The organism is Methylocystis sp. MJC1 (assembly GCF_026427715.1).
Classification (GTDB): Bacteria; Pseudomonadota; Alphaproteobacteria; order Rhizobiales; family Beijerinckiaceae; genus Methylocystis.
In genome coordinates this window covers 3,890,955-3,903,867 of record NZ_CP107558.1, presented here as the reverse complement: position 1 = coordinate 3,903,867, position 12,913 = coordinate 3,890,955, and the positions used below count along the sequence as shown (strand labels likewise).

The 12,913-nt window shown below is 61.3% G+C and carries 10 protein-coding genes; 1 reads left to right on the top strand and 9 read right to left on the bottom strand.

Annotated features, from left to right (window positions below; translation table 11 throughout):
- Nucleotides 1-16: 16 nt before the first annotated feature.
- The gene (gene purL, locus OGR47_RS18730; RefSeq protein WP_165049442.1) at nucleotides 17-2,251 is read right to left on the bottom strand and encodes a phosphoribosylformylglycinamidine synthase subunit PurL; all 2,235 of its coding nucleotides are present in this window, start codon (nucleotides 2,249-2,251) and stop codon (nucleotides 17-19) included.
- A 293-nt stretch (nucleotides 2,252-2,544) separates the two neighbouring features.
- Between purL and OGR47_RS18725 the strand changes: the two genes are divergently transcribed.
- Entirely contained in the window at nucleotides 2,545-3,468 is a 924-nt protein-coding gene (locus tag OGR47_RS18725) for an OmpW/AlkL family protein (protein WP_165049440.1), read from the top strand.
- Between the two features lie 284 nt (nucleotides 3,469-3,752).
- Here the strand turns inward: OGR47_RS18725 and OGR47_RS18720 are convergent, their stop codons facing one another.
- The 8 genes from OGR47_RS18720 to hemE all read right to left on the bottom strand — a co-directional run bounded on the left by OGR47_RS18720 (nucleotide 3,753) and on the right by hemE (nucleotide 12,637).
- On the bottom strand, nucleotides 3,753-4,634 hold the full coding sequence (locus tag OGR47_RS18720; RefSeq protein WP_165049437.1) for a ParB/RepB/Spo0J family partition protein: 882 nt from the start codon (nucleotides 4,632-4,634) through the stop codon (nucleotides 3,753-3,755).
- A gap of 42 nt (nucleotides 4,635-4,676) precedes the next feature.
- On the bottom strand, nucleotides 4,677-5,498 hold the full coding sequence (locus OGR47_RS18715; protein ID WP_165049435.1) for a ParA family protein: 822 nt from the start codon (nucleotides 5,496-5,498) through the stop codon (nucleotides 4,677-4,679).
- The gene (gene rsmG, locus OGR47_RS18710; protein WP_165049432.1) at nucleotides 5,482-6,123 is read right to left on the bottom strand and encodes a 16S rRNA (guanine(527)-N(7))-methyltransferase RsmG; all 642 of its coding nucleotides are present in this window, start codon (nucleotides 6,121-6,123) and stop codon (nucleotides 5,482-5,484) included. Before rsmG ends, OGR47_RS18715 begins: the two co-directional genes overlap by 17 nt.
- A gap of 5 nt (nucleotides 6,124-6,128) precedes the next feature.
- Entirely contained in the window at nucleotides 6,129-7,973 is a 1,845-nt protein-coding gene (mnmG, locus tag OGR47_RS18705; RefSeq protein ID WP_165049430.1) for a tRNA uridine-5-carboxymethylaminomethyl(34) synthesis enzyme MnmG, read from the bottom strand.
- 59 nt (nucleotides 7,974-8,032) lie between these two features.
- Nucleotides 8,033-9,331 carry a tRNA uridine-5-carboxymethylaminomethyl(34) synthesis GTPase MnmE gene (gene mnmE, locus OGR47_RS18700; RefSeq protein ID WP_165049427.1) on the bottom strand — a complete coding sequence of 433 codons (1,299 nt, stop codon included), beginning with the start codon at nucleotides 9,329-9,331 and terminating at the stop codon, nucleotides 8,033-8,035.
- Nucleotides 9,332-9,743: 412 nt separating this feature from the next.
- A complete protein-coding gene (gene rho / locus OGR47_RS18695; protein ID WP_165049425.1) occupies nucleotides 9,744-11,009 on the bottom strand; it encodes a transcription termination factor Rho in 1,266 nt (421 codons plus the stop codon).
- 154 nt (nucleotides 11,010-11,163) lie between these two features.
- Nucleotides 11,164-11,583 carry a protoporphyrinogen oxidase HemJ gene (gene hemJ / locus OGR47_RS18690; protein WP_165049423.1) on the bottom strand — a complete coding sequence of 140 codons (420 nt, stop codon included), beginning with the start codon at nucleotides 11,581-11,583 and terminating at the stop codon, nucleotides 11,164-11,166.
- Nucleotides 11,584-11,608: 25 nt separating this feature from the next.
- Nucleotides 11,609-12,637 carry a uroporphyrinogen decarboxylase gene (hemE, locus tag OGR47_RS18685; RefSeq protein ID WP_165049421.1) on the bottom strand — a complete coding sequence of 343 codons (1,029 nt, stop codon included), beginning with the start codon at nucleotides 12,635-12,637 and terminating at the stop codon, nucleotides 11,609-11,611.
- Nucleotides 12,638-12,913: the final 276 nt, after the last annotated feature.

The following is a 12,913-nucleotide window of genomic DNA, read 5'->3' as shown; positions in this document are numbered from 1 at the left end:
GTTCGTCCTCTTTGCGTCATGAATTGTCGGGAAAGACACTATCGTCCCCGGCCATGAAGGCCGGAAGCGGCGTTTCATGCGCTTTACGCAGTTCGGAGAGCAATATCGGCGCCTCGCCCGGCAGCTTCAAGGAATCGCCGCCCGTGACGCCGAGCGCGAAGACGCTGACGCCATGCGCTGCGGCTTCATCCAAAACGACCCTGGCGTCGCCCGCCGTAACGAGGTAACGCGCCTGATCTTCGCCGAAGAGAACGGCGTGTTCCGGTCCGTCAGGAAGCGTCGAAACCGCGGCGCCGATCCCGCCCGCAAGCGCCATTTCTGAAAGCGCGACGGCGAGGCCGCCGTCGGAGAGGTCATGCGCGGAGGAGACCTTGCCAGAGAGTATGAGCTCGCGCACGAGATCGCCGTTCCTGCGCTCCGCCGTCAGATCGACCGGCGGAGGCGCCCCTTCCTTGCGGCCGCAAACTTCCGAGAGATAGGCGGACTGGCCGAGCCAGCCCTTGGTTTCGCCGATGAGTAAAATCGCTTCGCCCTCGCGCGCAAAGCCAGACGCCGCGGATGTCGCGACATCCGCGATGACGCCCACGCCGCCGATCGCCGGAGTCGGCAAAATGCCGGCACCCTGCGTCTCGTTGTAGAGCGAAACATTGCCCGACACGATCGGGAAATCGAGCGCCGCCGCGGCTTCGCCGATGCCCTGCAGGCAGCCGACGAACTGGCCCATATATTCGGGCCGCTCCGGATTGCCGAAGTTGAGATTATCGGTCAGCGCCAAAGGCTTCGCGCCGGTGACGCTGATATTGCGCCAGGCTTCCGCCACCGCCTGCTTGCCGCCCTCGACCGGGTCGGCGGCGCAATAGCGGGCGGTCACGTCCGTCGTCACAGCCAGACCCTTCGGCCCTTCCTTGACGCGAATCACCGCCGCGTCGCCGCCGGGGCGACGCACGCTGTTGCCGAGAATCAGATGGTCATATTGCTCCCAGACCCAGCGCTTGGAGCAAAGATTAGGCGTCGACAGAAGCCTCAAGAGCGCGTCGCGATTCGAGCGCGGCGGCGTCACGGCGGCAGGGTCGATCACGGGCTGTTTGGGCGAGGGAACCCAGGGCCGGTCATAGATCGGCGCCTCGTCGCCGAGCTCCTTGATCGGCAGATCGGCCTTTACTTCGCCCTTGTGTTTCACGACGAAACGCAAGTCGTCGGTGGTCTTGCCGACGATGGCGAAATCGAGCCCCCATTTGCGAAAAATGCCCTCGGCCTGCTCCTCGAGCTCCGGCTTCAGCACCATGAGCATGCGCTCCTGGCTCTCCGAGAGCATCATCTCATAGGCCGTCATGCCTTCCTCGCGGCAGGGCACGGCGTCGAGATCGAGCTCGATGCCGAGATTGCCCTTGGCTCCCATCTCCACTGCTGAGGAAGAGAGCCCGGCCGCGCCCATGTCTTGAATAGCGATGACGGCGCCCGAGGCCATAAGCTCGAGGCAAGCCTCGAGCAGCAGCTTCTCGGAGAAAGGGTCGCCCACCTGCACCGTGGGCCGTTTCTCCTCGGCGTCCGCCTCGAAGGAGGCCGAGGCCATGGTCGCGCCATGGATGCCATCGCGGCCGGTCTTGGAGCCGAGATAGACGATCGGGTTTCCGACGCCCGCCGCCGCCGAATAGAAGATCGAATCCCCGCGAGCGAGGCCCACCGCCATGGCGTTGACAAGAATGTTGCCGTCGTAGCTGGCGTCGAATTCGGTCGAGCCGCCAACCGTCGGCACGCCGAAGCTATTGCCGTAGCCGCCAACGCCCGCAACGACGCCCGAGACAAGATGCCGCGTCTTGGGATGCTCCGGCCGGCCGAAGCGAAGGAGGTTCAGACAGGCGATCGGCCGCGCGCCCATGGTGAAGACGTCGCGCAAAATGCCGCCGACGCCCGTCGCCGCGCCCTGATAGGGTTCGATGAAAGAGGGATGGTTATGGCTCTCCATCTTGAAGACGCAGGCGTCGCCGTCGCCGATATCGATGACGCCGGCGTTCTCGCCGGGACCCCGAATGACCCAGGGCGCCTTTGTGGGCAGCTTGCGCAGATGGATGCGTGAGGATTTATACGAGCAGTGCTCGTTCCACATGGCCGAGAAAATGCCAAGCTCGGTGAAGCTCGGCGTACGGCCGATCAGCTGCAGGATGCGCTGATATTCGTCGGGTTTGAGCCCATGCGCGGCGGCGAGTTCGGCGTCGACCTTGGGTTCAGCGGGGGAGGCGTTGGCGGTCAAATGAGCAGGCCCTGCGCGAAGGCGGCGCTTTTTTGGGCGCCGCAGGGGCGCTGAAAGCGCCGGAATCGCTTGAGAGTCTCAAGCGTTTTTCATTTAAACTCGATTAGCGCCGGGCGTGCTGCAAGGCAACAGCACAAAAATGTTGCGCTACGGACACAATGACAAAGAATGAACAGTCCACAGCGTTTTTCTTGATCTTCGTCAAGTGGCGGCATCCGAAAACGTAGCAACTTCCTCGCCGACTCGGCGCGACGGCGTCGACCGTCCACCGAAGCGATTTCGAGGGGGTTCCGATGAGGAATATTGTTCGCGGCGCGGTTGCCGCAATTGCGATGGGGACGGCCGCCGTCTCCGCTCACGCGGCCGATCTGCCGAGCATCAAGGCTCCGCCGCCGCCGCCGGTTTTCGTCGACACCTATCAGCCCTTCCAGATCCGCCTGAAGGTCGGCAGCTTGATCCCGCTCGACGGCACCGCCAAGATCTATGACGCGGGCGCGGTGCATCCCACCCTCGCCGCGCTCGGTGTTCCGGGCGGCAGCGTCGGCCTCGCCACCGGCCTGAGCGCCGGCTATGGCAGCCTGGTGCCCGGCGCCAGCACGAGCATCTCCACCTCCGTCATTCCGATGCTCGACGTCGCCTATTACCTGACGAAGAACTGGGCGATCGAGGCCATCTGCTGCGTCTCGCCGCATCACATCCAGGGCACGGGCGTTCTGGCTGGCTCCAGCCTGGCGCACACCTGGGCGTTCCCGCCGTCTGTGATGCTGCAGTATCACTTCACAAACTTCGGCGCCTTCCAGCCTTACCTCGGCGTCGGCGTGAACTTCACGACCTTCTGGGGCACCCGCGCCGGCAACAACAATTGGGCGCTCAATTTCGCCCCGGGCTCGACCGCCACCACGCTTGGCGCTTTCGGCGCCACCGCCAGCTTCTACTCGGCCAGCATCACCCCGTCCTGGGGCGTCGTCGGCCAGGCTGGCGCGGACTACATGTTCAACGAGCATTGGGGCGTCAACGTCGATGTGAAATACATCATGGTGGAGCCCAACGCGCACGCCAATATCGTGGCCTTCATCCCGGGCCCGGTCGGCGCGGCGCTCAACCCGGTCTTCGTCCCGGTCAACGCTGCTGTGAAGATCAACCCGCTGGTCGTCTCCGCCGGCCTGACCTACCGCTTCGGCGGCGATTGGGGCGTTCCGAAGCTCCTGCCGTTCTAATCCGAACGTCACGGGTTAAAAGAAAACCGGCCCTCGCGGGCCGGTTTTTTTATTGGCGAGTAGTCCCAAGTTGCTAACCGGAGTTTGGCGCGGTCTGATTACCAGATCTTACCGCCGTCATTGCGAGCGAAGCGAAGCAATCCAGGGCGGCGATGTGGCTCTGGATTGCTTCGTCGCTTTGCTCCTCGCAATGACGGTGGATGGTCGATTGGAATTCATTCACTATAACGAAGGCCGTCGCGAGCTGTACAAGAAATCCAACGACCTTCGCCGCGCTCCAGTAATCAACCGTTCAATAAGCGGCAGATGGCGTCGAGCTGATCCAGGGATTGATAGCGGATACGAATCTCGCCCTTCTCGCCCTGATTTTTGATGTCGACCGCCATGCCGAGCGAATCGCCAAGCGATTTTTCCAAAGCGCGGGTATTGGCGTCCTTTTCCGGGCGCGGCTTTTTACCAGCATCGGAGTCGTTGGCTGGATGTTGGGCGTTCGCCTGAGCCTGACTCATGGCCTCGACGTCACGCACCGTTAGTCCCTGTTCAACGATCTGCCGCGCCACTGCCTCCGGGTTCTCCACCGCGAGCAGCGCACGGGCATGGCCAGCTGAAATCTTGCCGTCCTGCACCAGCGCCTTGGCGCCCTCGGGGAGATTCAGCAGCCGCATTGTGTTCGCCACATGCGAACGGCTCTTCCCGATAATCTTGGCAATGTCGCTCTGGGAGTACCTGAACTCGGCGCCCAAGCGCTCATACCCCTTGGCCTCTTCTATGGCGTTGAGATCGGCGCGCTGGACGTTTTCGATGATGGCAAGCTCGAGCGCTTCCTTGTCATCGGCCTCGTGGATGACGACCGGAACATCCGCAAGACCGGCGACCTGGGCCGCGCGCCAGCGTCGCTCGCCCGCGATGATCTCATAGGCGTCAGCGACGCCTGGTATCGCGCGCACGACAATCGGCTGAATAATGCCTTTCTCGCGGATGGAATTCGAAAGGTCGGCGAGGTCGTCCTCCCGAAACGTCGTGCGGGGGTTGCGAGGATTCGGACGCAGAAATTCGATCGGAACCTTGCGCTGTCCACGCGGGCGCTCAGCGGGCGCCTCTTCTCCGGCGTCGCCCAAAAGCGCCGCTAGGCCACGGCCCAGCCGCCGGCGCGGTTCTTCTGCCATATCGAAAACGCTCCCTAATGGTCGAAATCGGGGTTGCCGAAACTACGCCGCCCTGAGACGCTTCTCGCGTTGGATCACTTCGGAAGCGAGCTTGAGATAGGCCTGACTACCCGAGCATTTGAGGTCATAGAGCAGCACAGGCTTGCCATGCGAAGGCGCTTCTGAAACGCGCACATTGCGCGGAATCATCGTTTCATAAACTTTGTCGCCCATGAACCGCCGCACGTCCGCCGCGACCTGGGTCGCGAGATTATTGCGCGGGTCGTACATGGTCAGCACGACGCCATGGATTGAAAGCTTCGGGTTCAGGGTCCGAGTCACCTGCTCGACGGTCGAGAGAAGCTGAGACAGGCCTTCGAGCGCGAAGAATTCGCATTGCAGCGGCACGACGACCGCATCGGCGCTCGCCAGCGCATTGATGGTGAGAAGGTTAAGCGAAGGCGGGCAATCGACCAGTATATAGTCGTAGCGTTTACCATCGAGATGATGCTCCGCCGCAGCAAGCTCGGCAAGCGCCCGCTTCAGACGAAACGCCCGGTCCTTATCGCCGGCGATTTCCAATTCAACGCCGAGGAGGTCGAGTGTCGAGGGCGCGATGGAGAGGCGCGGCACCACGGTCTGGACAATGGCGTCGGCCAGGCTCGATTCGCCGAGCAAGACGTCATAGGTCGAAATCTTGCGGCTTTTGCGATCGACGCCGAGGCCCGTCGAGGCGTTTCCCTGCGGGTCGAGATCGATGACCAGCACTTCTTCTCCGACGGCGGCGAGTGCCGTGCCGAGATTGATGGCTGTGGTGGTCTTGCCGACGCCGCCCTTTTGATTGGCAAGGACGAGCACGCGCTGGCCGTTATTTTCTCCGGACAAAATTTGCCTCTGAAGGTGAATGGACGACGATCAATCTGGCGCGCTTATGCGTGCGGCTCTGAACTGTCTTAAAGGTAAAGTTACCGACAGCCTCGGCGGCGGTCAATTCATCGCGCCACTCCTCACCCTTCATAAACACCGCTTTTGCGCCGTTTTCCAAAGGTTCTCGCGCCATTTCCACAAGACGAGAGAGCGGAGCCAAAGCGCGGGCGCTGACGGCCTCGATTTCCTCCGCGAGCGTTGGCAGGACTTTCTCGATCCGCTCGGCATGGACCTCGACGCGCGCGCCTGTTTCACGTGAAACAGCCCGCAGGAAGGCGGCCTTGCGTTGGTCGCTCTCAACCAAATGCACCGAAGCGCCAGCGACATCCTTGAGCAACAAGGCTGTCACCAACCCAGGAAAACCCGCGCCAGATCCAATATCCGCCCAAAGCCTTGCATCAGGCGCAGCCTCCAATACCTGCGCGGAATCCGCGAAATGACGCATCCAAATGTCACTCAGCGTATTGGGCGCTACGAGATTAATCTTCGTCTGCCAACGCCGTAGTAGTTCTTCATAAATCAAAAGTTCGCCTTCGATCTTTTGCAGGGAGGGGATAAGCTCCAACGCGGAAGCACGACTCATTCCGCTCACGCCCGCCGCGCCCGCGCTGCGAGAAGAGTGAGGGCCGATGGCGTCATCCCATCGATCCGCTGGGCCTGGCCGAGCGTCCGTGGCTTCAAGAAGGCCAGCTTCCCACGCAGCTCAGCCGATAAACCGGCGATCGACTGGTAATCCAGCGTCTCGGGCAGGGCGAGTTCCTCGTCTCTTCTGAAAGCATCGATATCGGCCTGTTGCCGGTCGAGATAGACGGCATAGCGCGCGTCGGTCTCAATCCGCTCGGCCGTTGCAGGGTCAATCTCGCCCAGTTCCGGCCAAATGTCCCTCAACCGCCGAAGCGTCACAGAGGGCAAAGCGAGGAGAGCAAAGCCGCTCCGGCGTTGACCGTCCTGATTGACGGGAAGCCCGTTCTTCAATGCAGCAGCCGACGTCAAAGAGACGCCTTCCAACAGAGCGCGCGCGCGGGCCAGTTTCTCTGCGCGCAGGCGATAAACCGTCTCCCGCTCGCCTCCGATACAGCCGATATCAAAACCCTTAGGAGTCAACCGCTCGTCCGCATTGTCCGCCCGAAGCGATAGACGGTATTCGGCGCGAGAGGTGAACATCCGATAGGGTTCGCTCACCCCGCGCGTGACGAGATCGTCGATCATCACACCGAGATAGGCATCGGCGCGATCGAAAATCACCGGGTTCTTTCCTTGCACCAAACGCGCGGCATTGAGCCCCGCAACCAGGCCCTGCGCGGCAGCTTCCTCATACCCTGTCGTGCCATTGATCTGCCCAGCCAGGAAAAGGCACTTCAGCCGCTTCGTTTCGAGGCTGGGCAGAAGTTCGCGCGGATCGACATAGTCATATTCGATGGCGTAGCCGGGCCGAAGAATTCGCGCCTGTTCGAGGCCCGGGATCGAATGAATGAATGCTTCCTGGGTCGCGACCGGCAGGGAAGTCGATATTCCATTCGGATACACTGTGTCGTCGTCGAGCCCCTCCGGCTCGAGGAAGATTTGATGCCCGTCACGATCGCCGAAGCGCGTGACCTTATCCTCGATAGAAGGGCAATAACGCGGCCCCGGCCCGGAGATCGCGCCGGTCTTTAGCGGCGAACGGTGCAGGTCAGAACGGATGATCTCATGCGATCGCGCTGTTGTCCGCGTAATCGCGCAGGCGACCTGGGGATTATCGATCCGCTCTGTGAGAGTCGAGAAAGGCTCGGGTGTCTCGTCCCCATATTGCTTTTCGAGATTTTCCCAGTCGATCGTCTTACTGTCGAGCCGGGCTGGGGTGCCGGTCTTGAGGCGCCCAACTGCAAAGCCCGCCGTCCGCAACCTCCGGGAAAGACCGAGCGCTGGCGGATCGCCCATTCGGCCGGCGGGCGTGCGCTCGTCTCCGATGTGGATCACCCCACCAAGAAACGTGCCCGTGGTGATGACAACAGCGTCTGCATGAATTGCCTCACCTGCGCCCGTCAAAACACCTCGGACGCGATCCCCTTCAACCAGAAGGTCCTCAACAGAGACTTCGATGATCGATAAATTCGCGACAGCCTCGATGGCTGAAAGCATTGCGGCTCGATAAAGCTTCCGATCAGCCTGAGCCCGGGGCCCACGCACGGCAGGACCTTTTGAGCGATTGAGCAGCCGGAACTGGATGCCGCCCCGATCGGCGACGCGGCCCATGAGGCCGTCGAGCGCATCGATCTCACGCACCAATTGGCCCTTGCCGAGCCCGCCAATCGCGGGATTGCAAGACATCACGCCTATGGTCGCGCGGGAATGCGTGACGAGCGCCGTCTTTGCTCCCATACGCGCAGCTGCGGCGGCAGCTTCGCAACCGGCATGCCCGCCGCCGATCACCACGACATCGAAATGTTTCATATCCCCCTGCAAGCTTCTCTCTTGAAGCCCTCTCACTGTTTCACGTGAAACAGCTCGGCCTATTTGCCGATACAAAAGCGCGCGAACACGGCATCGAGAACGTCTTCGACGTCAACCGAGCCGACGATACGACCGAGCGCTCTTCCCGCGGAACGTAAATCTTCCGCGAGGAATTCCAAGTCTTTTTCACTCACCAGCGCAGACTCTAGACAAGCCATAGCTGATGCGACCGCGGAGCGGTGCCGCTCCCGGATGACGAGCGCAGAAGACCCATCTCCCAAGCGGTCTTTTGCGAATTGGCCGATCTCTTTCAGCAGCGCGTCGACGCCAGCTCCGGTTTTAGCGGAAACGCCAAGCCATACCGGAGGGGCCGGCGCCAAATCCGTTTTGGTGGCGACCCTCAAAACATCGACTTCAGACGCCAGCCCTGGGTTCGGCTCCTGCGCGTCCGGCGAAAGCCAGAGGACGAGATCCGCGGTCACAACCCTCTCGAGCACCCGATCTACGCCGATCCGCTCGATTTCATCCGCGGCGTCGCGCAGGCCCGCCGTGTCGACAAAGGTCACAGGCAATCCTTCGATATCGAGATGCGCCTCGATCATATCGCGCGTTGTGCCAGGGGTGGGTGAAACAATTGCAAGGTCGCGCTGCGCCAGCGCATTGAGAAGCGTTGATTTTCCCGCGTTGGGCGCGCCGAGAATCATCACCAGGAAGCCCTCACGCATTCGCTCGGAGGCAGGGGCATCCTTTAGCGCAGCTCGCATCTCTTCGAGCGGCTGCTCCAGCAACAGGCGCAGCCGCGCAAGATCGAAGCTCCCGACATCGCTTTCGTCGCTGAAATCCAGCTCCGCTTCGACAAGCGCAAGAGCATCTATCATAGCGGCCCGCCAACGCTCGACCTCACGCCTCAATGCGCCGCCGGCAATACGCAGCGCCTGACGCCGCTGCGCCTCCGTTTGCGCGTCGATGAGATCGGCAAGCGCCTCGGCCTGGGAAAGGTCGAGCTTGCCATTGACGAAGCCGCGGCGCGCAAATTCGCCGGGTTCAGCCATACGTAAACCGCGGCGCCGAGAAAGGGCTGAGAGCACGGCATCTATGACAGCCCTGCCGCCATGGAGCTGAAGCTCGGCATAGTCCTCACCCGTCGCCGAATGAGGGCCCGGAAAAAAGAAGGTTAGGCCCTGGTCGAGCTCTTCGCCGTTTTCGGGATCTCGCAGCGCTGTGAGACGCACGGCGCGCGGCTCTGAAACCGCGCCGGTGAAGTCAATGAGAACCTGTTGCACGGTCGGCCCGGAAAGTCGGATCACCGCAATAGCGGCGCGGCCGGGGCCAGTTCCGAGCGCGAAGATCGTCTCCATGGGTCAGACCGCACGCCACCATTGAATTACGGACAACATGACACCCGCGGCGTTCAGGAACAAGCGACGCTCGGAGACCAACGGGAGAGCGGGTTCACGTCGGGCCCGAGCCAATTCATCCCCTTAATCAGCTCCGCAGCATGAACCGTCACTTTGCATCCTGTTACGGCCGGGCTCGGCCCAACCGGCACGGCTCAGACAGGGACGAAACGGTTTACGGCACGCTCCATCTGGACGGTCTACGTGAGCGAAACCCATCCGCCCGGCATCAGTTGTCACTGCGCGGCGTGGATGGCCGGGACAAGCCCGGCCATGACGGTCGTCCCAAAATGTGTGACGCTTAGCCTCTAGGGTCTTTGGTGATGGCGCCAAAAGACAAAGCGGGCGCAGTGATATGCGCCCGCGCGCCGCCTTACGTATTCATTGAATCGAAGAAGGCCTGATTGCCCTTCGTCTCGCGCAGCTTGCCGAGCAGGAACTCGATGGCGTCTACCGTTCCCATCGGGTTGAGGATGCGGCGCAGGACATACATCTTCTTGAGGATGTCCGTGGCGACCAGCAAATCCTCCTTGCGGGTGCCGGAGCGCGTGATGTCGATCGCCGGGAAGACGCGCTTATCGGACACCTTGCGGTCGAGGATGATCTCGCTGTTGCCGGTGCCCTTGAACTCTTCGAAGATGACTTCGTCCATGCGCGAGCCGGTGTCGATCAGCGCCGTCGCGATGATCGTCAGCGAGCCGCCTTCCTCGATATTACGCGCGGCGCCGAAAAAGCGCTTCGGCCGCTGCAGGGCGTTAGCGTCGACGCCGCCCGTGAGCACCTTGCCGGAGGAGGGCACCACAGTATTGTAGGCGCGGCCCAGGCGCGTGATCGAGTCGAGGAGGATGACCACGTCACGACGGTGCTCGACGAGACGCTTGGCCTTCTCGATCACCATCTCGGCGACCTGCACGTGACGCACCGCCGGTTCGTCGAAGGTCGAGGAGACCACTTCGCCGCGCACGGAGCGCTGCATATCGGTCACTTCCTCGGGACGCTCGTCGATGAGCAGCACGATCAGATAGCACTCTGGATGGTTGGTCGTGATCGACTGGGCGATGTTCTGCAGGAGAACGGTCTTACCGGTGCGCGGGGGCGCGACGACGAGCGCGCGTTGTCCTTTGCCGATAGGCGCCACCAGATCGATGACGCGCGACGACAAATCCTTCTTCGTGGGATCGTCGATTTCGAGCTTGAGGCGCTCATCCGGATAAAGCGGGGTGAGGTTGTCGAAAGGCACCTTGTGGCGCACCTTCTCCGGGTCCTCGAAATTGATCGTATTGACCTTCAGAAGCGCGAAATAGCGTTCGCCTTCCTTCGGGCTGCGAATCATGCCCTCGACGGTATCGCCGGTGCGCAGGCCGAATTTGCGAATCTGCGACGGCGACACATAGATGTCGTCTGGACCGGCCAGATAGTTGGCGTCGGGCGAACGCAGGAAGCCGAAACCGTCCTGCAACACCTCCACCACGCCCTCGCCGACGATTTCGACGTCGCGGCTGGCGAATTGTTTGAGGATCGCGAAAAGCAGTTCCTGCTTGCGGAGCAGGGAAGCGTTTTCGACTTCATGCTCCTCGGCGAATGCGAGAAGCTCGGCGGCGGATTTAGCCTTTAAATCCGAAAGTTTGATTTCCCGCATGTGGGCCTTCGAAGGAGACGAGCGTTCAGGAGAGCGGGCAGGATGCGGGAGGATTTCTCCCGAGCGCCGGAGGGAATCGGCGGTCGCTGATACGACTATCTGCCAGAGGTAAGGTCCCCTACATAAATCTTTTTCAGCGGGGATGCAAGAGCGTTCAAAACGGCTTCACGATCACCATGACGACGATCCCGATCATGAGCAGGGTCGGCAGTTCGTTGATCATCCTGAAATAGCGGGAGGGATGAGCGTTTGCGTCCCTGGCGAAGCGGCTCAATAAAAAGCCGTCGTGGATATGCGTTGCCGTCAGTAAGACGACGAGCGTTGCTTTCACGTGAAACCATGGATGTTGAAACGCGCCGCCATCCACGGCCATGAAGAGCCCCGTCAGCCAAGCGATAATCATCGCCGGCGTCATGATGACGCGGTAAAGCTTGCGCTCCATGACCTTGAAGGTTTCGGACTGCCGGCCGGGCGCCGCGTCGGCATGATAGACGAAAAGCCGCGGCAGATAGAGCAGGCCCGCCATCCAGGCAATGATGGCGATGACGTGCAAAGCCTTGATCCAAATGTACATATAGCCGCTCCAGCCCACGGTGAAATTAGCCGCGCCGCACGCGCGCCACAAGCCGCTCCACATTCTCGATCGGCGTCTGCGGCAAAATCCCATGGCCGAGATTGAAGATATGCGGCCGGCCCTTGAAAGCTTCGAGAACCGAATCGACTTCCCGATCGAGCGCCGCGCCGCCGGCCAGCAGCGCGAGCGGATCGAGATTTCCCTGCAGGCAGACATTGGCGGCGGTTTCGGCCACGGCCCATTTGGGATCGAGCGCCGTATCGAGCCCATAGCCATCGGCATGGAGCTTTCTGGTGAGCGCCGGAAGCTGCGCATCGGCGCCGCGCACGAAAGCGATGACCGGCGTTTCCGGGCTCTTCTCCTTCAGCCGCGCGACAATGCGCGCAATCGGCCGAGCGCACCAAGCTTCGAATTCATTGGCGGGCAAAACGCCTGCCCAGGAGTCGAATATCTGAACAGCTTCGACCCCCGCCGCTATCTGGCCGAGCAGATAGTCGACCGAGGCGTCGACGAGCCTGTCGATCAGCTGCTGGAATGCCTCAGAATGGCGAAAGGCGAAAAGCCGCGCCGGCGCCTGATCCGGCGTGCCCTTGCCGGCGATCATATAGCTCGCGACCGTCCAAGGCGCGCCGCAGAAGCCGATAAAGGCTACGTCGGCGGGCAGCTCGGATTTCACACGGTCGATGGTTTCGAAAACCGGAGAAAGCTTTCCGATCTCGAATGCGCCAAGCCGAGCCACACCCTCCGGCGTCTCGATGGGATCGAGCCTTGGACCCTCGCCGCTCTCGAAGGAGACCGTTTGGCCCATGGCGTCGGGCACGACGAGGATATCGGAAAAGAGGATCGCTGCGTCGAAATGAAAGCGCCGGATCGGCTGCAGCGTCACCTCCGCCGCCATGGACGGCGTGTAGCAGAAGTCGAGGAAGCTTTGCGCCTTGGCGCGCAGCTCGCGATATTCGGGCAGATAGCGTCCTGCCTGACGCATCAGCCACAGTGGCGGAACGTCATGCGCATTGCCGCGAAGGGCGGATATCAGGCGTTTTTCCTCGGACAATTGGTCATTCCCCGCTTCGCTTGGCTCCGGTGAGCCCAGACCTAGCCCGAACGCGATAAAATTAAAAACCCTTTAAAAATGGGATTGATTTACTTTTTATTAACCGATGCGCCGCAAAGGTTAATTTTCGTTAACACTTTTCCCACAGGACGAGCCGAATCTGGACAAATTTAACGAGCCAGGGCCGGACAGTGGGAATTGAACGTATACCAATTTTTTACAGTCTTTTACGTCTATCATTCCTTGTGGAGAACAGGCGCATTGGCTGTTTATGAG